General features: G+C 66.2%; 16 protein-coding genes and 1 pseudogene. 9 read left to right on the top strand and 8 right to left on the bottom strand.

The features are described 5' to 3' along the window. Nucleotides 1–16: 16 nt before the first annotated feature. From gtfA to CJ014_RS11465, 6 genes are all read right to left on the bottom strand, one after another. Nucleotides 17–1,480, bottom strand: coding sequence for a sucrose phosphorylase (gene gtfA / locus CJ014_RS11490; RefSeq protein WP_100080626.1), 1,464 nt, complete (start codon nucleotides 1,478–1,480; stop codon nucleotides 17–19). Between the two features lie 91 nt (nucleotides 1,481–1,571). After that, entirely contained in the window at nucleotides 1,572–2,669 is a 1,098-nt protein-coding gene (locus tag CJ014_RS11485) for an ABC transporter ATP-binding protein (RefSeq protein WP_100080625.1), read from the bottom strand. Nucleotides 2,670–2,753: 84 nt separating this feature from the next. Continuing rightward, a complete protein-coding gene (locus CJ014_RS11480) occupies nucleotides 2,754–3,848 on the bottom strand; it encodes a carbohydrate ABC transporter permease (protein ID WP_100080624.1) in 1,095 nt (364 codons plus the stop codon). Further along, nucleotides 3,848–4,966 (bottom strand): carbohydrate ABC transporter permease, encoded by a 1,119-nt coding sequence (locus CJ014_RS11475; protein ID WP_100080623.1) that lies wholly within the window; start codon nucleotides 4,964–4,966, stop codon nucleotides 3,848–3,850. Before CJ014_RS11475 ends, CJ014_RS11480 begins: the two co-directional genes overlap by 1 nt. 351 nt (nucleotides 4,967–5,317) lie before the next feature. Next, nucleotides 5,318–6,640, bottom strand: coding sequence for an ABC transporter substrate-binding protein (locus CJ014_RS11470; protein WP_100080622.1), 1,323 nt, complete (start codon nucleotides 6,638–6,640; stop codon nucleotides 5,318–5,320). Between the two features lie 91 nt (nucleotides 6,641–6,731). Continuing rightward, complete coding sequence (locus CJ014_RS11465) at nucleotides 6,732–7,805, bottom strand: LacI family DNA-binding transcriptional regulator (protein WP_133121843.1); 1,074 nt, start codon at nucleotides 7,803–7,805, stop codon at nucleotides 6,732–6,734. A 596-nt stretch (nucleotides 7,806–8,401) separates the two neighbouring features. On the opposite strand from CJ014_RS11465, the gene CJ014_RS11460 reads away from it, so the two are divergent. Beyond that, the gene (locus CJ014_RS11460) at nucleotides 8,402–9,334 is read left to right on the top strand and encodes a hypothetical protein (protein WP_100080620.1); all 933 of its coding nucleotides are present in this window, start codon (nucleotides 8,402–8,404) and stop codon (nucleotides 9,332–9,334) included. Nucleotides 9,335–9,346: 12 nt separating this feature from the next. Here the strand turns inward: CJ014_RS11460 and CJ014_RS11455 are convergent, their stop codons facing one another. Next, nucleotides 9,347–10,537, bottom strand: coding sequence for an MFS transporter (locus CJ014_RS11455; RefSeq protein WP_100080619.1), 1,191 nt, complete (start codon nucleotides 10,535–10,537; stop codon nucleotides 9,347–9,349). 284 nt (nucleotides 10,538–10,821) lie between these two features. Between CJ014_RS11455 and CJ014_RS11450 the strand changes: the two genes are divergently transcribed. The 4 genes and pseudogenes from CJ014_RS11450 (at nucleotide 10,822) to CJ014_RS11435 (ending at nucleotide 16,787) form a co-directional block, all read left to right on the top strand. Then, on the top strand, nucleotides 10,822–12,402 hold the full coding sequence (locus CJ014_RS11450; RefSeq protein ID WP_100080618.1) for an ABC-F family ATP-binding cassette domain-containing protein: 1,581 nt from the start codon (nucleotides 10,822–10,824) through the stop codon (nucleotides 12,400–12,402). 618 nt (nucleotides 12,403–13,020) lie between these two features. Further along, nucleotides 13,021–14,847: pseudogene (locus CJ014_RS11445) on the top strand (phosphoenolpyruvate carboxykinase (GTP)); the annotation flags it as partial. A gap of 86 nt (nucleotides 14,848–14,933) precedes the next feature. Further along, entirely contained in the window at nucleotides 14,934–15,137 is a 204-nt protein-coding gene (locus tag CJ014_RS11440; RefSeq protein ID WP_100080616.1) for a hypothetical protein, read from the top strand. 351 nt (nucleotides 15,138–15,488) lie between these two features. Beyond that, nucleotides 15,489–16,787, top strand: a complete 1,299-nt coding sequence (locus tag CJ014_RS11435; protein ID WP_100080615.1) for an SAM-dependent methyltransferase — start codon at nucleotides 15,489–15,491, stop codon at nucleotides 16,785–16,787. A gap of 70 nt (nucleotides 16,788–16,857) precedes the next feature. Here CJ014_RS11435 and CJ014_RS11430 read toward each other — a convergent pair whose 3' ends face one another. Next, the gene (locus CJ014_RS11430) at nucleotides 16,858–17,661 is read right to left on the bottom strand and encodes a TrmH family RNA methyltransferase (RefSeq protein WP_100080614.1); all 804 of its coding nucleotides are present in this window, start codon (nucleotides 17,659–17,661) and stop codon (nucleotides 16,858–16,860) included. A 97-nt stretch (nucleotides 17,662–17,758) separates the two neighbouring features. Between CJ014_RS11430 and CJ014_RS11425 the strand changes: the two genes are divergently transcribed. The 4 genes from CJ014_RS11425 (at nucleotide 17,759) to rpsI (ending at nucleotide 20,320) form a co-directional block, all read left to right on the top strand. Next, nucleotides 17,759–18,112 carry a DUF423 domain-containing protein gene (locus CJ014_RS11425; RefSeq protein ID WP_100080613.1) on the top strand — a complete coding sequence of 118 codons (354 nt, stop codon included), beginning with the start codon at nucleotides 17,759–17,761 and terminating at the stop codon, nucleotides 18,110–18,112. Nucleotides 18,113–18,206: 94 nt separating this feature from the next. Then, nucleotides 18,207–19,154, top strand: a complete 948-nt coding sequence (gene fabD, locus CJ014_RS11420) for an ACP S-malonyltransferase (RefSeq protein ID WP_100080612.1) — start codon at nucleotides 18,207–18,209, stop codon at nucleotides 19,152–19,154. A 224-nt stretch (nucleotides 19,155–19,378) separates the two neighbouring features. Further along, complete coding sequence (rplM, locus tag CJ014_RS11415) at nucleotides 19,379–19,840, top strand: 50S ribosomal protein L13 (RefSeq protein ID WP_100080611.1); 462 nt, start codon at nucleotides 19,379–19,381, stop codon at nucleotides 19,838–19,840. A 3-nt stretch (nucleotides 19,841–19,843) separates the two neighbouring features. Continuing rightward, nucleotides 19,844–20,320 (top strand): 30S ribosomal protein S9, encoded by a 477-nt coding sequence (rpsI, locus tag CJ014_RS11410; protein ID WP_100080610.1) that lies wholly within the window; start codon nucleotides 19,844–19,846, stop codon nucleotides 20,318–20,320. Nucleotides 20,321–20,384: the final 64 nt, after the last annotated feature.

Genomic DNA, 20,384 nt, shown 5'->3' with positions numbered 1-20,384 from the left:
CAGACTGGGGCGCCCGTCAACCGACGACGAAACGGCCCTCACCACCCGCGCCCTTGTGGGTGATCGACGCCGTGATCGACTTGAAGTCGACGTCGAGCGAAGCCTGCTCATCGCCCTGCGTCCAACTCAGCACCAGCCGGCTCGCCGAAGGCTGCTCGACCGCGAAGTCGCCGCCGAAGGCCGGATGCGTATTGCGGAAACGAGCGAGGTCGCAGAGCCGGCGCACCACCGGCTTCTCCAGCGCCGCCGCCACTTCCGCCGGCGTGTAATAGTGGCGGTTGATGTCGCGGCCGACCTTGGTGCGGGCGAGCAGCTCCATGTCGTTCACGCCGCCGAGCAGGCCAACGTAATAGACCTGCGGAATGCCCGGCGCGAAGAATTGCAGGGCGCGGGCGATCAGGTATTCGCCGTCGCGTTTTCCCAGCGCGTCGTAGTAGGTGCAGTTGACCTGGTAGAGGTCGAGGTTGGAGGCGGCGGCGCCGGTCGCCTGCCGGCTTTCGCCGCCCGAGCGCTCGTGCATGGTCTCGACCAGCGCGTCGAGCGCGGCCGGGGCAAGCAGGCCGGACCGGCCGTCGGTGGCGGCGCCGACGTCGATGACGCCGATGCCGTCATGGGTGTCGAGCACGGTGATGGCGTTGCGCGGCGAGATCTTCAGCCATTCGGCGAGCGGCCCCGCCTCGCCGGTGAACAGGGCGTGCAGGACGAGAGGCGGCAGCGCGAAGTCGTAGACGCGATCGACCTTGCGGGCGATGTCGATCTGGTCGCGATAGTAGCTGTGGATCTCGACCAGCACCTCCATGCCGAGCGACCGCGCCTTGTCGGCCAGTTCGCCGAGGAAGGCGTAGGTCTCCGGGATCATGAATGAGCTGGTGCCCGGCTTCTTGATGGCGTAGCCGGCCGCGTCGAGCCGGATGGCGGTGACGCCGCCTTCCTTGAAGCGGTTGAGGATGGCGTCGAGATAGGCGGCGCCGTGCTGCGAGAAGACATCGATGTCAATCTGCTGCGGCGTGAAGGTGGTCCAGATGAGGCGCTTCGATCCGTCGCCGAAGGTCATCTTCGTGAAGGGGAAACCGGGTCGCGGCCGGTAGATGGCGAGAAGGTCATCCTCCGAGGCGCCGTTCGGGAACACCTTGCCGAAGGTCAGGAACATATCGGCGAAGCCGGAGGCTTCGCCCTTGTCGAGAAAGTCCCTGAAGGCCGGCGAGTTGGCCGACACGTGGTTGACGATCATGTCGGCCATGATGTCGACCGAGGCCGACAGCGCCCGGACGTCGTTCCAGTCGCCGAGCCGCCGATCGACCAGGGTATGGTCGATCGGGTCGAAGCCGGCGTCGGCGCCGTCGATCGGGTCGAAGAAGGGCAGGGGGTGGACGCCGCCGATCACCCCCTCCAGCGGTCCATCGACCAGCGCCTTGAGGTCGGAGAAGCCGCCGGCGGTCAGCCGGTCGACATAGGTGATGAGCTGGACCTGGTTCTTCACGATGCTGGTCTCCGCGGGAAATGAACGGCGGCTGCCGCCGGGTACGGCCCGGCGGCGATGCGGCTCTCTACCCTGTCGCCGGCTGGCGGATTTATTCGGGCACGAAGCGGCGGACGTAGGCGTTGCCGTCGGCGTTGAACAGGTGGCAGTCGTCGCCGGAGAACACGAACTGCCGCTGCTCGCCGGCCTTGACCGGCACGTCGCCGTCGAGCACGGCGATCAGCGGCGTCTCGTCGCTGCCGCGATGGGCCTGCACGATGGTCTGGTGGCCGAGGCGCTCGACGAAGGTGACGGTGACCGGCAGCCCACCCTCGGCGCCGAGCTTGATATGCTCGGGACGGATGCCGAGCGTCAGCTCCTCGCCGCCAACCGCGCCGGCCGCATCCACCGCCACCTTGAGGGCCGGAACGCCATCGCCGGCGATGGTGATGCCGTCCTCGTCGACGGCGCTCGCCTTGACCTTCAGGAAGTTCATCTTCGGCGAACCGATGAAGCCGGCGACGAACAGGTTCTGCGGCCGATGGTAGAGCTCGAGCGGCGCGCCGACCTGGCGGACGTTGCCGGCCTCCAGCACGACGATCTTGTCGGCCAGCGTCATCGCCTCGACCTGGTCGTGCGTCACGTAGATCATCGTCGAGCCGAGGTCCTCGTGCAGCTTGGCGATCTCGGCGCGGGTCGAGACGCGCAGGGCGGCGTCGAGGTTGGAGAGCGGCTCGTCGAACAGGAAGATCTTCGGCTCGCGCACGATGGCGCGGCCGATGGCGACGCGCTGGCGCTGGCCGCCGGAGAGCTGGCCGGGCTTGCGGTCGAGCAGGTGCTCGATGTGCAGGATCTTGGCCGCCTTGGCCACCTTCTCGGCGATCTCGGCCTTGGAGAAGCCGGCGATCTCCAGCGCGAAGGCCATGTTGGCGTAGACCGACTTGTGCGGATAGAGCGCGTAGGACTGGAACACCATGGCGATGCCGCGGTCCTTGGGGGCGATGTCGTTGCACAGCTTGTCGTCGATCAGGATCTCGCCGGAGGTGATCTCCTCCAGACCGGCGACCATCCGGAGCAGCGTCGACTTGCCGCAGCCGGACGGGCCGACGAACACCACGAACTCGCCGTCGCCGATGTCGAGGTCGACGCCCTTGATGATCTCCACCCGTCCGAAGCTCTTGCGCACGTTGCGCATGGTGAGGCTGGCCATAAGCTACTCCCTTGTTTCCTGAACCCGGCGGGTTCCGTCTTGCCGGAACCGCACGCGCGGGGTTGCTGTCCCATGTTCAGCCGTTCACTTCACCGAGCCGGCCGTCAGGCCGCGGACGAAGTAGCGCTGGAGCGAGAAGAAGACGATCAGCGGCAGCAGCATCGACACGAAGCCGCCGGCGGTGAGCAGATGCCAGTCGGAGCCGCGCGATCCCACCATGTCGGCGAGCCGCATGGTCAGCACCTGCACGCCCGGCACGTTGCCGATGAAGATCAGCGCCACCAGGTAATCGTTCCAGACCCACAGGAACTGGAAGATGGCAAAGGAGGCGAGCGCCGGTGTCGACAGCGGCAGCACCAGCCGCCAGAAGATCTTGAAGTGCGATGCGCCGTCGACGATCGCCGCCTCCATGATCTCACGCGGCAGCGTCGAGATGTAGTTGTAGAGCAGGAACACCGCGAGCGGCAGGCCGAAGCCGGTATGGGCCAGCCAGACCGCCATGTAGGTGCCGTTGAGCTTCAGGTGGACGTAGTCGCTGAGCACCGGCACCAGGGCGATCTGCAGCGGCACCACCAGAAGCGCCACCATCAGCGCGAACACCAGCTTGCGGCCGGGAAAGCGCATCCAGGCGAAGCCGTAGGCGGCGAAGGCGGCCATCAGGATGGGGATGACCACGGCGGGGAAGGTGACGGCCATCGAGTTGATGAAGGCGTCGGACATGTCCTCGCCCTTGCGGGTCGCCTCCTCGCCGTCGCCCTGGATGGTGACGTCCTTGCCGGCCAGCACGTCGTGATAGTTCTGCAGCGTGGTGGACGGCAGGCCGCTCCACTCTTTTTCCTGCACCTGCACGGTGCCGGCCCGTCGGTTGCCGATCCACACGACGCGCTTGTTGCCGTCGGCCGATTCGACGCCCTGCCGCAGTTGCTCGAAGGTGCCGGTGGCGCCCTCGAAGGTCATGACGCCGGTGCGGTCGATCGACGGGTCGGGCGTGAACTGCTCGGTGGTCACCCAGACGCGGTGCGGCAGCACCGTCCACCAGCCCGACGACATGATCTCGTCGCGTGGCCGGAAGGAGGAGACGAACAGGCCGAGCGTCGGGATCAGCCACAGAAGGCAGATGACGACCAGCGTGACGTTGACGAAGACGCGCGGGAAGGGATTGCCCTTTGACTTGGCCATCACAGGGTCTCCCTCTTGTTGAACTGGCGCAGGTTGTAGACCATCACCGGAATGACGGTCAGCAGCAGGACGATGGCGATCGCCGAGCCGAGGCCGAAATTGCGGTTGACGAAATACTGGTTGTAGAACTGGGTGGCGATCACGTCGGTGCCGTACTGGCCGCCGGTCATCACCAGCACCACGTCGAAGATCTTCAGCGTGAAGATGATGACGGTGGCCGACACGGTGACGATGGTGCCCATGATCGACGGGATGATGATCGAGAAGAAGATCTTGAATTCGCCGGCCCCGTCGACGCGGGCGGCCTCGATGATGTCGGTCGGCACCGACTTGATGGCGGCCGAGAACAGCACCATGGCGTAGCCGGTCTGCATCCAGACGACGATGACGATCAGGAACAGGTTGTTCCACGGCTGCAGCATGGCGATCCAGGCCTGCGGCTCGCCGCCGAAGGCGACGACGATGGCGTTGAGCAGGCCGATCTGCACGTCGCTGGGGTCGCGCACAGCGTAGATGAACTTCCAGATGACGCCGGCGCCGACCAGCGAGATGGCCATCGGCATGAAGATGATGGCCTTGGCGAGGTTCTCGAACCGGCTGCGATCGGCCAGCGCCGCCACGACGAGGCCGAATATGATGGTGAAGCTGGCGCCGAACACGATCCACAGCACGTTGTTGCGGAAGGTCACCAGCATGAACGGCTCGGTGAACACCGTGATGTAGTTGGCGAGCCCGACGAAGTTGGAGCCGTTGCGGTCGAACAGGCTGGCGATGAAGGTGCGGATCGCCGGCAGCGCCAGAAAGTAGACGACGAAGGCGATGGCGGGGAGGACGAAGACGATCGGCGTCAGGCGGCGCTGCCATTGCGACGGCGTGAATTCCACCAGCTGGTTGGCGATCAGGTAGAGGATCGCCATGCCGCCGCCGCCCCAGATCATGGCGAACAGCGCCGTCACCAGCTTCGGGGCCTGGCTGTCGCGCAGCACGAAGAAGCCTTCGAACAGCACGAGCGCCGCGACGATGCCGCTCAGAAGGGTGAAAATCGCGCGGTTGCGCCGTCGGCGGGCGCGCGCAAGCTCGGCGGACTGCTCATCCGCGTCGGCATTGAGAAGCGTCATGTCTTTCCCCCGGAGCGCGGCCCGTGGCGGCCGGCTCATCCTTATGCACGGCGGCGTTTGAAAAACCGGGTGCTCCGACCGGGCCTTCCCAGTCCGGCGTCAACCCGATCGGCGGATTCCGGCCAGGCGTCCGATACGAAGCCCGGTTCCGGCCGGGACAACGCGCTTTGCTTTGCCCGATAAAGAATCCGCATGAAAAGTCGGTCTGGAGGAAGACGCTTGCTGCAAGCATCGTCATGTTCCGGTCCGCCTTTTCAGGTCGCGGCCCCCACTTGTTGGCAAGCGGGAGCGCGCTTGTCTAAGTCTTAACCGAAAGTCAACCTCGTTGACCAGTCGGATTAAGTCGAGGACTTACTTCGGCCAGGAGGCGTCGATGTCCTTGAGGGCGGTGTCGAGATCGGCGGTGCCGGACACCCAGGCGGTCATCTGCTTCCAGAAGGCGCCGGCGCCGACTTCGCCCGGCATCAGGTCCGAGCCGTCGAAGCGGACGGCGGTGGCGCCGGCCAGGATCTCGGCGACACCCTTGTCGACCTCGTTCTGGTACCAGGCGAGATCGGCGTCCTTCTGCGGGGCGATGGCGCCGCCGACGGCCAGCCACGGCTTCAGATGTTCGGCCTTGGCGAAGTACTGCATGACGGCCTTGACTTCCGGACGGTCGTTGAAGGCGCCCCAGATGTCGCCGGCGACGAGAACCGGCTTGCCGTAGGCTTCATCGATGCCCGGCAGGTAGAAGAAGGAGTAATCGACGCCGGGCTTGACCTTCTCGGGGAAGAAGGCGGTGATGAAGTTGCCCTGCTTGTGCAGCCAGCACTTCGGCGGATCGGAGAACATGTTGACCGGCGAGTCGCCGAAGCTGGTCGACACGATGCCCTTGCGGCCGCCATAGACATACTTCTCGTCGAGCCAGATCTTGCCGATCAGCTCGGCGGCGTGCTTCACCTCGGGCGAGGCGAACGGCAGCTTGCCCTCGGTCCACTTGTCGTAGTTCTCGAGCGAGGTCGTGCGCAGCATGAACTCCTCGAGCCAGTCGGTGGCCGGCCAGCCGGTGGCGGCGCCGGACTCGATGCCCACGCACCACGGCGTGTCGCCGTCGGCGACGATCTGATCCTGCAGGGCCTCGAGCTCGGCCCAGGTGGTCGGCACCTTGTAGCCGGCGGCGTCGAACGCCTTCTTGGGATACCAGACCAGGCTCTTGACGTTGACGCGTTCCCACACGCCGTAGATGGCCGGCTTGCCGTCCTTGCCTTCCTTGGTCGCCATGTCCACCCAGCTCGGGATGTACTGCTGCAGGAAGTAGTCCTTGTCGCCGGACAGGTCGACCAGCTTGCCGGCCTTGGCGAAGTTGGCGAGCAGGCCGGGCTGCGGGAAGTCGGCGATGTCGGGCGGATTGCCGGCGTCGGAACGCGTGGCGATCGTCGCCTCGAACTGCTTCGAGCCCTCATACTGAATGTCGATGCCGGTGGCTTCCTCGAACGCCTTGATGGTGTCGTTGAAGCGGACTTCGTCGCCGGCGGTGAAGGGGCCGAAGGCGGTGACCTTGGTGCCCTTGAACTTGCCGGCGAAAGCATCGGCCAGCTCCGGCGGGACATTGTCCGCCGCGGCGGCGGCCGTGACGGCGGCGAAGGCGACGACGGCCGACGCCATCAGGCAGGCATTAAGCGATTTCAGTTTCATGCAAACCTCCCAACTCGGGTCTTCCTAAACAGAACAATCGCGCACCGCGCGCGACCTTGACGCCTTCCGCTCGACGGAAAGCGGCGCGTCATCAGCGTGGCGGAGCGGTCGTCCGGCGCACGATGAGTTCGACGGGCAGTGAATCGCAGATCGGCACCCCCTCCGGCTCCCCAAGTCGCCTGAGAAGGGCCTCGACGCTGCGACGCCCGGATTCGAAAAGCAGTTGACGGACCGTCGTCAGCCCCAGGAAATCGGCCATCTCGATGTCGTCGTAGCCGACGACCGACAGGTCGCCGGGAACATCGAGGCCCAGGTCGCGAGCCGCCTCGAGCACGCCCAGCGCCTGGGTATCGTTGGAGGCGAAGATCGCGGTGGGACGCTCGGCCAGCCCCAGCATCCGGCGGGCGAGGGTCCGGGCCACCTCGCGGCCGAAGCGGCCGTCGAGATGATACTCCGGATGAACGGCGATGCCCGCCCCGGCCAGCGCCCGGCGGTAGCCTTCGAAACGGTCCTCGCCGGCGGTGAAGTTGAATCCGGCCTGCGGAATGTCGCCGAGATAGCCGATCCGCCGATGTCCGAGATCGATAAGGTGCTGGGTGGCCATGCGGCCGCCTTCCACGTCGTTGATAACGATACGATCGAACGGCTCGCAAAGCGGACTGCCGACGTCGACGAAAACGATCGGAACGGACGAGCGCTGGAAGTGCGCGACATCCGGCGTCGACGGGGGCAGGGAAATGACGATGACGCCGTCGACGCGACGCGGATCGGGGACGGTGCGGAAGTAGCGGTCTCGCTTCTCGGTAGCGTCGACATTGTAGATGACGACGTCGTAGCCGTTCGCCGAGGTCGTCTCCTCGATGCCGTGCAGCCGCTCGACGAAAACCGAGCGCGTGAAGAAAGGCGCAATGACGGCAATGCTCTGCGTCTTGCCCAGCGACAGGCCGCGGGCCGCCAGGCTGGGCACGTAGTTGAGATCGCGCACCGCGCCCATGACTTTTTCGCGCGTCGTTTCGGACACGCGCGGATTGTCGTTCAGCACCCGCGAGACGGTGCCAAGGCCGACTCCAGCCCTCTCAGCTATGTCCTTAATCGTCGGGTGCATGTGAGCAAGCATGTTGTGGAAGCGTTTCCATGAGGTAGCACAGGAGACGTTGTCGAGCAATAGACGCAACTTCGACTTATGTCCAAGCGGGCGTTTGAGGCGGCGAATGGTCTCCCGCGACTGGAGCGTTGAAAACGCGACGTTCTTTGACGAAGCCAACGAAAACGATACGACTAAAGGTCTAGGCCCATTTCGGTGGCGGATGCAAGCTCACCTTGGGTTTCTACCTAGACATGGCGGATATCTGCAAGCGCATTGGCGCGGTTTCGGGCGCTTTCGGGCAAGGCGGCTTGCGTTTTGCGTCCCGGTTCGGGCGGTATCAAGGCTGCCTTTCCGATCCGGACGGAATTTGTAAATTTGAAACGTTATCGGAAAGGGAACGCCGCTTCATCGTGCCCCGCGCCGTTCGTTCCGTCGGCCGAAGGTCGGTTTTGTGGAACCGGGCAATCACCGGTAGAATGCGGCCGAACATTTCGCCTGAGCTCTTGGGAAGCATGCCGCCAGCGACAGTCTCTCGGCGGCCATCGGCCCGATCCGCGTCGCGATGGCCAAAGCCATGCGGAGAGCTTCGACCTCGGGTTGGAAAGCCGGCGCACGACATGCCGTGGGCCGTCGATCCCGCGCCGGCGTGCTTCTTGACGAGGAGGAGGAACGTCATGTTTGGACGCTTTGGAAGACGTTCGCCGCTGCGCCCGGCCTGGAATCGGGCCGATGCCGATCCGGAAGATCTGCGCGAATACGATGCCTTCGGGCCGTGGCTTCTGCCGGTCAGGTCGGCCGCCGAGATGCCCCGGCGGTTCCGGCCGGCGTATGCCGAGCTGAAGGATGCCGACCACCTGATCAAGGTTCCGCGCTCCATCGAGCGGCGCGATGCCTATCCGGGGGCCGATCTCTATGGCGCGGTGTTCGCGCTGGACACCGACGGCTTCACCCTTCTTACGGCCGTCGACGAGGTCGAAGGCTTCGTCGGCCGTCAGGTCGCCTGGGACGAGGTGGCCGCCGTCAGGGCGGTGACCAACCTTCTGCATTCCGACTTCGTGCTGCTGCTCAAGGAGGGCGACGCGCTGACGGTGACCTACAACTCCGTCTCCGCCGACCTGATGACCCGCGTCGTCGCCTTCGTCCGCCAGCATTTCGTGGAACCGGACGACTTCGCCCCCGGCGCGGTCAACGACCCCGAGGAGTTCGAGGATTTCTTTTTCAACGCGGTGCTGGCCGAGGAGCGCCACGGCGGCCAGTTCATGTTGCCCATCCACTTCGAGGCGCCGGGAAAGTCCTGTCGCAATGCCCGGAACCGGCGGCGCGTCACCACCGGTCTGCTGATCCTGCTGTCGGGCAGCGAGCTGGTCATTGTCGATCGCGATGCGCCGACGCGGCGCCGCTTCTTCGCTCACTATATTTACCGCAAGACCTATCTCGGCCTGACGTCGGTCCGGGCGTTCCGCCTGCAGCCGCCGCCCGACGCCATGCCCGGCCGTTTCATGATGCTGGAGCTGATCATCGAGCAGCAGCGCCTGGGCATTGCCTGTTTCAAGACGCCCGATCGGCTGATCGACCTCTTGCGCCGGCGCGGCGTTGCCCGGCTTTGAGCCCTCGCCGCCTCATCCGGCGTGGCGCCGGACGAGGCTGCCGACTTGCAGCAGGGTGGCGACGAGCCCGAACGCCACGCCGAGCGCGACGACGGCAGGCCAGCCGCCCCTGGGCCAGACCGTGCCGGCAAGAGCGGAGCCGGCAGCGCCGCCGAGGAACATCAGTCCCATGAACAGCGTATTGAGGCGGGCCCGCGCTTCCGGGCGCAGCGCGTAGATGACGTGCTGATGCGAGATCAGCGCGCTTTGGACGGCAAAATCGAGCAGGATGACGCCGACGACGAGGCCGGCGATCGCCGGCCACAGGCCGAAGACGGCCCAGGCGGTCAGCGTCAGGGCCGCGCCGAGGGCGATCACCCCGTGCGGTCCGCGCCGGTCGGCGACATGGCCGGCCAGGGGCGCCGCCAGGATACCCACCAGCCCGACCACGCCGAACAGGCCGGCGACATCGGCGCCGAGGCCGAACCGCGGATCCTCGAGGCGCAGGGCGAGCACCGTCCAGAAGGCCGAGAAGGCCGCGAACAACAGCGCTTGCGTCGCCGCCGCCAGGCGCAATTCGGCGAATTCGCGGAAAAGATGGACGAGCGAGACCATCAGCCGGCCATAGCCGAGGCTGCCGCCCGGATGGCTTCTCGGCAGGCGCGACCCCATCCAGAGCGCCGCGCCGAGGGCGAGGGGAACGCCCAGCCAGAACATGGCGCGCCAGCCGGCATGCTCGCCGACGAAACCGGCCAGCGTGCGGCTGAGCAGGATGCCGGCGAACAGCCCCGCCATCACCGTGCCCACCGTGGCGCCGCGCCGCTCCGGGGCGGCGAGATGGGCGGCGAGCGGCACCACCTGCTGGGCGACGGTCGAGGCGAGGCCGACCGCAAAGGAGGCAACGAGCACCAGCGCCGCGCCCGGCGCCATGGCCGTCGCCGCCAGCGACGCCGCCAGGAGCAGGAACTGGCCGACGATCAGCGCCCGCCGCTCCAGAATGTCGCCGAGCGGTACCAGCAGGAACAGGCCGGCGGCGTAGCCGAGCTGGGTGGCCGTCGGAATATAGGCGGTGAGCGAGCTTTGAAGGTCGCGCTGCATCACGCCGAGCAGTGGCTGATTGTAATAGATATTGGCGACGGCGATACCGGCGGCGGCGGCCATGGCCAGCGTCAGGCCGCGCGAAAGATCGTGCGCCGTCGCGCCGATGGAGGAAGGGGAGGTCATGGAAACTCCGCGCCATCCGGCGCCGGTTTGGGAGGTGAGGTGCGGCGACGATGGTATAGACCTAAAGGGGATTGCGTATAGTGCGATCCGTCGATTGGCCGGTCCTCCGGTGGACGAAGGTGGCGCGGGCATCGAATTTTACCGCGCTGCCTCTTGCGCCTTGCCGGCCGCGGGCCTATATCGCGCCCCGCCCGGGCACCTGAGCCCGATGCCGGACGGATGCGCCACAATGAATGACAGCCTGATCGCAGACCTCGTTTTTCCTGCCATCAGGACTCGCATTCATGCCCGCTTCCATCACGCTTTCCGGTCTCAGCTATTCTACGCCTGACGGCCGCTCCCTCTTCGACAATCTGGATATCGCCTTCGGCGCCGAACGGACCGGCCTCGTCGGCCGCAACGGCGTCGGCAAGTCGACGCTGCTGCGGCTGATTGCCGGCGAGCTTCCGCTGCGCGCCGGCAGCGTCTCCACGGCCGGTCGCCTCGCCGTGCTGCGGCAGATCGTCGCGCCGCCGCCCGAGCTGACCGTCGCCGACCTCTATGGCGCGCGCGAGGCGCTTAAGCTGCTCGACCGCGCCGAAGCCGGCGCCGCCAGCCTTGCCGAACTGACCGATGCCGACTGGACGCTGCCGTCGCGGCTGGAGGCCTCGCTGGCCAGGTTGGACCTCGCCGTCCGGCCGGATACGCCGCTCGCCGCATTGTCGGGCGGCGAGACGACACGGGCGGCGCTGGCGGCGCTCACCTTCGACCAACCGGACATGCTGCTGCTCGACGAGCCGACCAACAACCTGGATCGCGACGGCCGCCGGGCGGTCATCGATCTCCTGGCCGGCTGGCGCGGCGGCGCGGTCGTGGTCAGCCACGATCGCGAACTGCTGGAGACCATGGACGCCATTGTCGAGCTGACGTCGCTCGGCGCCCGCCGTTACGGCGGCGGATGGAGCGCCTACCGGGCGCGCAAGGCCATCGAGCTCGCCGCCGCCCGCCACGATCTCGACGACGCCGAGCGGCGGCTCGCCGGCGAGCGGCAGGCCGCCCAGGCCCAGGCGGAGAAGCAGGCGCGGCGGGCCGGGGCAGGGGCGCGCAAGGCGGCGCGGGGCGACATGCCGAAGATCGTGGCCGGCGGTCTCGAGCGCAAGGCCGAGGAGACGCGCGCCGCCGATGCCCGTCTTGCCGAGCGCCGCATGTCGGCCGCCGTCTCGGCCGTCGGCGAGGCGCGCGGCAAGCTGGAGATTCTCGTGCCCTTCTCGGTCAGCCTGCCGCCCACAGGCCTCGTCGCCGACCGCCTCGTGCTGAGGCTCGATCGGGTCTGCGTCGGCCATGGCGGCAGAGCGCTCGTTCGCGACCTGTCGCTGGAGATCAGGGGCCCGGAGCGCATCGCCGTCACCGGACCCAACGGTTCGGGCAAGACGACGTTGCTGCGCGCGATCACCGGCGACCTCGCGCCGCTGTCCGGCACGGTCGACCGGCGCGTCGACTTCGCCTTCTTCGACCAGCGGGTCTCGCTGCTCGACGAGGCGGCGACCATCCGCGACAACTACCGGCGCCTCGATCCCGGCGTCGGCGAGGAGGCCTGCCGGGCCAGCCTCGCCCGGTTCAGGTTTCGGGCCGACGCCGCGCTCCGGACGGTCGGCAGCCTGTCGGGCGGCGAACGGCTCAGGGCCGGGCTCGCCTGCGTGCTCGGACGCGCCCGGCTGCCGCAGCTCCTTATTCTCGACGAGCCGACCAACCATCTCGACATCGAGTCGATCGAGACCGTCGAGGCCGGTCTTCGCGCTTTTGACGGATCACTTTTAGTTGTGAGCCACGACGAGGCCTTTCTCGAAGCCATCGGCATCGAGCGACGCATCGAGCTCGTTGCGTGAACCGGCTGCCCGGCCTGCCTGCGCCCGTCGTTTGCCGTTGCGGCGGCGGGAATCATAATCGATTGAATGCCGCCGATCCCGGCTTTTGGGCAGGGAATTGCCCGAGACGGACATGAGACGGAATGCTTTTCCCGATTTCTTAGTATAAACTACGTACTCAATACGTAATGGCACGTAGAACTTTGGGCGAAATTCGTAACCGGATCGTGTGGAGCAGGAAAAAGGGCGGAAATTAGCCGAAATGCTCAGTTGACTAGCCTTCGGCGTGTTAATTTGTTCCTATTTTGTTCTGTAATTTGCCAGTCTCCGCCGACCGCTCCGTACGGTCTTACAACGATTGATCCCTCATACTTCAGTCGGTATTGTCTTTTTCAGGAACGCTAATCCGGGCCGCTCGGTTATGGGTGCCGGGCGTTGGAGAGACTGTCAGGAGAGTCGACTGTCATGGGGTTGTCTGATGGGGGCCATAGGGTTCCCGGCGATGCTCTTTTATGGTGTAGCCACCAAGGCAGAAGTCTTTTTCTTCAGGCTGCGAACCTTACCCACCCCTGTCGGCGCATCGTCTCATAAGTCCTCTCTCGCAAATGAGACCGGAACGGGCGGCGATATGTCCATCGGAGAAAGCTGATGTCACAAGCTCCTACCAAGAATGCCAAGCTGATTGCCTGGGTCGAAGAAGTCGCCAAGCTGACGACCCCGGACCGCATCTACTGGTGCGATGGTTCGCAGGAAGAATATGATCGTCTCTGCCAGGAGCTGGTCGACGGCGGCACCTTCATCCGCCTCAATCCCGAGAAGCGCCCGAACTCCTTCCTGGCCCGTTCCGCCCCGTCGGACGTCGCCCGCGTCGAGGACCGCACCTTCATCTGCGCGAAGACCAAGGATGAGGCCGGCCCGACCAACAACTGGGCCGATCCGGCTGAGATGCGCGCCACCATGAACGGCCTGTTGAAGGGCTGCATGAAGGGCCGCACGATGTACGTGATCCCCTTCTCCATGGGCCCGCTCGGTTCCGACATCGCCCAGATCGGCGTCGAGATTTCGGACAGCGCCTACGTCGCCGTCCACATGCGCATCATGACCCGCATGGGCCAGAAGGTGCTCGACGTGCTCGGCAACGACGATTTCGTGCCGTGCATCCACTCGGTCGGCGCCCCGCTCGAGCCCGGCCAGAAGGACGTCGCCTGGCCGTCCAACGAGACCAAGTATATCGTCCACTTCCCCGAAACCCGCGAGATCATGTCGTTCGGTTCGGGCTACGGCGGCAACGCGCTGCTCGGCAAGAAGTGTCTCGCCCTGCGCATCGCCTCGGTCATGGCCCGCGACGAGGGCTGGCTCGCCGAGCACATGCTCATCCTCGGCGTCAAGAACCCCAAGGGCGAGAAGGCCTACGTCGCCGCCGCCTTCCCGTCGGCCTGCGGCAAGACCAACTTCGCCATGCTGATCCCGCCGCCGACCTACAAGGGCTGGGAAGTCACCACCATCGGTGACGACATCGCCTGGATCAAGCCGGACGCCCATGGCCGCCTGCGCGCCATCAACCCCGAGAACGGCCTGTTCGGCGTCGCCCCCGGCACCAACGCCGTGTCGAACCCGAACGCGCTTGCCACCCTCAAGGCCAACTGCATCTTCACCAACGTCGCTCTGACCGACGACGGCGACGTGTGGTGGGAAGGTCTCGACGGCGAGAAGCCGAAGCACCTCATCGACTGGACCGGTCAGGACTGGACCCCGGATTGCGGCCGCGCCGCTGCCCATCCGAACAGCCGCTTCACCGCTCCGGCCTCGCAGGTGCCGTCGATCGACGCCGCCTGGGAAGATCCCGCCGGTGTGCCGATCGATGCCTTCATCGTCGGCGGCCGCGTCTCCAAGGCCTTCCCGCTGGTCATGCAGTCCTTCTCGTGGACCCACGGCGTCTACCTCGCCGCCACCATGGGCTCGGAAGCCACCGCCGCCGCCGTCGGCCAGGCCGCCATGCGCCGCGACCCGTTCGCCATGCTGCCGTTCTGCGGCTACAACATGGCCGACTACTGGGCGCATTGGCTGAACGTCGGCCGCAAGCTGCCGGCTGTTCCGGGCATCTTCCGCGTCAACTGGTTCCGCAAGGACGAGAACGGCAAGTTCATGTGGCCGGGCTACGGCGAGAACATGCGCGCCCTCGAGTGGATCGTCGGCCGCGTCAAGGGCACGGCCGCCGCTGTCGAGAGCCCCTATGGTCTCGTTCCGCGCTACTCGGACCTGAACATGGAAGGCGTCGACTTCCCGAAGGCCAAGTACGACGAGATCGTCAAGGTCGAGAAGGACAAGGGTCTGGCCGAGGCCGAGGACCAGGTGTCGCACTTCGCCAAGTTCGGCGATCGCCTGCCCAAGGAAATGGAGCTGGAGCGCCAGCTGCTGGTCGCCCGCCTCGAGCGTGCGCCGGACGTCTGGACCGTCAAGGACTGACCGGTTTCCGGTAGGCCTTTTCTGACGACATGAAGAACGGCCCCCGGAAACGGGGGCCGTTCCGTTTTCGGGCTGGAAAGTGACCGATGAGCAGGCTCAACCGCCAATGGCATGAGGCCAATCCCATGCCGAACAACCCGACGCCCGCAGAGCGCCTGGCCTGGCACACCGGCCATGCGGCCAATTGTCCCTGCCGCGCCATGCCGGCCGGGGTGATCCGGCTGTTCACCGAGCGCGGTCTGCCGATTCCCGATCAACTGGCCCTCGAGGAGCCGGCCGGCAAGGTGTGACGACGGCCGGGCGTCGGGGATGAAGGCTCGCCGCCGGCGATCTATTTCGAAGGCGCTGACCGATCTGCCGGCCGGATGGGTCGCAAAGTCGTGATCGCCCGCTTCCAGCGGAAGTTACGAATTTTTCTGGAACCTTTTTGAGTTTCGGTCATATTTACGAATGGGCCGCCGACAGGGGCCGCCGTCCGCCGCTGGCGGACTCGGCTCCGGACCGGACTTAATTGTCGTTGCGACGATCCTCTACGGCCTTGGTTGAAGTTTTGGTTGGCGCCATCGGGCGTATTTGATTTCGGCCTTGTTGAAGACCGCAGAACCGATGCGCCGCGATAGCGTTAGGTGGGGGACCATGCGATGGTCTGGGCGGAAAATATTCTCCGCGGCCTGCTGAACAAGCTGGTGACGCGCGGTTCGTTCGAAGTCGAGCTCTATAACGGAACACGTTGGACGTTTGGTGACGGCAGTGGCAAACGCATCGTCGTCCGCATTGCCGACCGCAAGGTGGCGACGGAGCTGATCCGCGATCCGGAAGTGCGGTTCGGCGAGCTTTACATGGATGGTCGGCTGGAGATCGTCGAGGGTACGCTTTACGAGCTGCTCGAACTGCTGCTCCAGCACGGCGTGGGCATGCGCAGGTTCACCGGCCGCAAGCTGTTCCTGATGGCCCGCAAGATCCGGCACTTCCTGTTCGGCCGCAACACGCTGATGCGGTCGCGCCGCAACGTCGTCCATCACTACGACCTCAACGCCGCCTTCTACGACCTGTTCCTCGATACCGATCGCCAGTATTCCTGCGCCTATTACGCCGCGCCGGACATGACGCTCGATGAGGCGCAGCGCGCCAAGTGCCGGCATCTCGCCGCCAAGCTCCTGATCGATCCCGGCATGAGCGTGCTCGACATCGGCTCCGGCTGGGGCGGGCTCGGGCTCTATCTCGCCGAGGTGGGCGAGGCCGGCCGCGTCAAGGGCGTGACGCTGTCCGACGAGCAGCTTGCCGTCGCCCAGAAGCGCGCCGCCGACAAGGGCTACGAACACGTCAAGTTCGAGCTTCAGGACTACCGCAACACGCGCGGCACCTTCGATCGCCTGATTTCCGTCGGCATGTTCGAGCACGTCGGGCCGGAGAATTACGACACCTTCTTCCGTAAGGCGTCCGACCTCCTCGCCGACGACGGCGTCTTCATGCTGCACACCATCGGCCATACCTCGACGCCGGGCCTGACCAACGGCTGGATCACCAAGTACATCTTCCCGGGCGGCCACCTGCCGGCGCTGTCCGAGGTGGTGACCGCGGTCGAGAAGTCCGGTCTGATGATGGCCGACGTCGAGGTGCTGCGCCACCACTACGCCGATACGCTGCGCGAGTGGCGCGCCCGCTTCATGGCCCAGCGCGACAAGGCGCTCGCCCTTTACGACGAGCGGTTCTGCCGCATGTGGGAATGCTATCTCGCCCTGTGCGAGGCGGCGTTCCGCTTCCTCGACGTGGTGGTCTATCAGTTCCAGCTCACCCACCGGAACGACGTGGTGCCGATCACCCGCGACTATATCGCCAAGCGCGAGGCCGCCCTGTTCGCCAGGGAGAAGGCCCTGGGCGAGCCGACGGCGGCGCGCTCCTGGCGCGACATGGCCACGGTGATCTCCAGCGGCTGTTGAATCGAGGGCGCGTCCGTCTTCCCCGACCCATCGATCGGTTGGAGAAGGCGGGCGCCTCGACCGCATTCGTTCAGGAGCTTGCAGCCATCCTGCGCGTCAGCTCGTAGAGCGCGATGCCGCTGGTGGTCGCGACGTTGAGGCTGTCGAAGCCGCCGGCCATGTCGATGCGCACCGTTTCGGCGCCGGCCATCTCGGCCGCCGGCAACCCCGGTCCTTCCGTTCCCAGAAGCAATGCCACCGGCCGGTCGGCCGGCACCTCGTCGAGCCGCATGGCTCCGCGCGGCGACAGCGCCAGCACCCGATAGCCCGAGGCGGCGAGGGTGGCGGCGACGTTTGCCCTCGCTTCGAGCCGGGTGAACGGCACCGTCAACGCGCCGCCCACCGAAACCCGGATCGCCTTGCGGTAGAGCGGATCGCAGGACGTGGCGTCGAGCACCATCGCGCCGGCGCCGAAGGCGGCGGCGTTGCGGAAGATGCCACCCATGTTGTCGTGGTTGGCGATGCCGACCAGGCCGACCACGACGCGCCGGCGGTCGGCGAGCAGATCGGCGAGGGGAGGGGAAGGAAAGCGCCGGCCGAGGCCGAGCAGGCCGCGGTGGATGGGAAAGCCGACGATCGCATCCATCACGCCCTGATCGGCGACGAAGACCGGCAGGTCGTCCGGCGGCGATAAGGCCAGCGTAGCGTCGATCCGGTTGGCGGCGATCAGCAGGGCTTCCGGCCGGAAGCGCGAGCGCCGCGACAGGAAGACCGCGAGCACGCTCTCGCCCTCGGCGACGAAGGCATCGCCATGGGTCTGCCGAAGATCGCGGTCGCGGACGTTCATGAACGGCATGAGGCGCGGATCGGCCGGGTCGGTGACCGGAATGAGCATGACTTCGCTTTCCGCTTTTAAATGTGTGGACAGGAAACGCCACCGTTATTAGCTGGAGGGCCACAAGGCCAGAGGATCATGCCCAAAGGATAAAGCCATGTCCGCCCATCGACCGATCGGATTGTCCGCGGGAATTGCCGGCGCGGCCGGCGTGGCGACGCTCGCCGTCGGCGCGCATGCCATCACCGACGCCAACCTCGACGTCGCGGGAAGCATATTGCTGTTTCACGCGGCGGCGCTCCTGGCCCTCGCCAATGCCGGCGGCCAGCGGTTGCGGGGCCTTTCGGCGCTGTTGTTCGTCGCCGGCTGCCTGATGTTCTCCGGCGACCTGATCTTCAAGGCGGTCATGGCGAGGAGCCTGTTCCCGCTGGCGGCGCCCTCGGGTGGCGTTGCGCTGATCCTCGGCTGGCTCGCGGTTGCCGTCGGGGCGTTGTTGCCGCGCCGGATATAGCATTGCTCTTGCCCGGATTTCGGCGGCGCGGCCTTGACTCTTGGGCGGCCAAATGGTCGTGTCCGCCCCGAAAACCACTGAGGAAAGCCAACAGATGACCAATGCCTTCGTGTTCCCCGGTCAGGGCAGTCAGGCCATCGGCATGGGCAAGGCCCTCGCCGACCATTATGCCGCCGCGCGGGCGGTGTTCGAGGAGGTGGACGACGCCCTCGGCGAGAAGCTGTCCGATATCGTCTTCAATGGTCCCGAGGACCAGCTGACGCTGACCGCCAACACCCAGCCGGCGCTGATGGCCGTCAGCCTCGCCGCGCTCCGTGCGCTGGAAGCCGAAGGCATCACCATCAAGCAGCACGCCGCCTTCGTCGCCGGTCATTCGCTGGGCGAGTATTCGGCGCTGGCCGCCGCCGGCGCGCTGACGGTGACCGACGCCGCCCGCCTGCTGCGCACCCGCGGCAACGCCATGCAGAAGGCCGTGCCGGTGGGCGAGGGCGCCATGGCCGCGCTGCTCGGCCTCGACTTCGATACGGCGGTCGCCGTCGCCAGGGAGGCGGCGCAGGACGACGTCTGCGAGGCGGCCAACGACAACGCTCCCGGCCAGGTGGTGGTGTCCGGCGCCAAGCTCGCCGTCATCCGCGCCGTCGATATTGCCAAGGGCAAGGGTGCCAAGCGCGCCATGTTGCTCAACGTCTCCGCCCCCTTCCACTGCCGGCTGATGCAGCCGGCGGCCGAGGCGATGGCCGAGGCGCTGGCCGCGGCGACCATCGCCGCGCCGATCGTGCCGATCTTCGCCAACGTCACCGCCGCGCCGACCGCCGATCCCGAGGCCATCCGCAAGCAGCTCGTCGCCCAGGTGACCGGCACCGTCCGCTGGCGCGAGAGCGTGTCGGCCATGGCCGGCGCCGGTGTCGACAAGTTCGTGGAAGTCGGCGCCGGCAAGGTGCTGTCCGGCCTCATCCGCCGCATCGCCCCGGCCGAAGGCGTGATCGACTTCGGCAAGCCCTCCGATATCGCCGACGTCAAGGCGCTTCTCGGCCTCGTCTGAGGATGAAAATTCATGCGGTATCATAATACCGTATGAGTTAATCCATTGATTTGTAAGGATAGGATGCCGCTCGTTCTGCTTGACAAACGGGCGGCATTTCCATATTGGAAGGCGCGACGGCGGCGCCCGGCAACGGGAGCCGCCCTTTCGCATCGGCAACGGCGCGGAAGATGAGACGAACCGGCCGCCTTTCCGGGCGGCCCAACCGGAAGACGGTAACGCCCATGACGACCTATACGGCGAAGCCGGCGGACATCGAGAAGAAGTGGGTCTTGATCGACGCCGAAGGCCTCGTGGTCGGCCGCCTCGCGACTGTGATCGCGATGCGCCTCCGCGGCAAGCACAAGGCCACCTACACCCCGCACATGGATGACGGCGACAACGTCATCGTCATCAACGCGGGCAAGGTGGTGCTGACCGGCCGCAAGTACACCGACAAGACCTACTACTGGCACACCGGCTATATCGGCGGCATCAAGGAGCGCAAGGCGCGCCAGATCCTCGAAGGCCGCTTCCCCGAGCGCGTGCTCGAGAAGGCCGTCGAGCGCATGATCCCCGAGGGTCCGCTCGGCCGTCGCCAGCTTTCCAACCTCCGCGTCTACGCCGGTGCCGAGCATCCCCATGCCGCCCAGCAGCCGGAAGTCCTCGACGTCAAGTCGATGAACAAGATGAACACGAGGCCTTGATCCATGGCTGAGCTCTCCTCCCTCGCTGAACTCGGCGCTGCCGACGTCGCTCCGGTGGCCGAGGCCCCGGTGCACGTCCAGAAGCTCGACAAGTTCGGCCGCGCCTATGCCACCGGCAAGCGCAAGAACGCCATCGCTCGCGTCTGGGTCAAGCCGGGGTCCGGCAAGATCGTCGTGAACGACAAGGAGTTCAACGTCTACTTCGGTCGTCCGGTGCTCCAGATGATCGTCCAGCAGCCGATCTACGCCGCCGCCCGCGACGGCCAGTTCGACATCATCGCCACCGTTGCCGGCGGCGGTCTGTCCGGCCAGGCCGGTGCGCTGCGCCACGGCATCTCCAAGGCGCTCACCTACTACGAGCCGGGCCTGCGCGGCGTGCTCAAGAAGCTCGGCTTCCTGACCCGCGACAGCCGCGTCGTCGAGCGCAAGAAGTACGGCAAGCGCAAGGCTCGCCGCAGCTTCCAGTTCTCGAAGCGCTGATCCGGCTTTCGGATCGGAAATATGGAAAGGGCGGTGCCGCTGGCGCCGCCCTTTCCATTTTGGG

It is taken from the genome of Pleomorphomonas carboxyditropha (assembly GCF_002770725.1).
Taxonomy (GTDB): Bacteria; Pseudomonadota; Alphaproteobacteria; order Rhizobiales; family Pleomorphomonadaceae; genus Pleomorphomonas; species Pleomorphomonas carboxyditropha.
The sequence above is the reverse complement of the archived record's forward strand: the minus strand, read 5'-3'. Positions and strand labels throughout refer to the sequence as shown.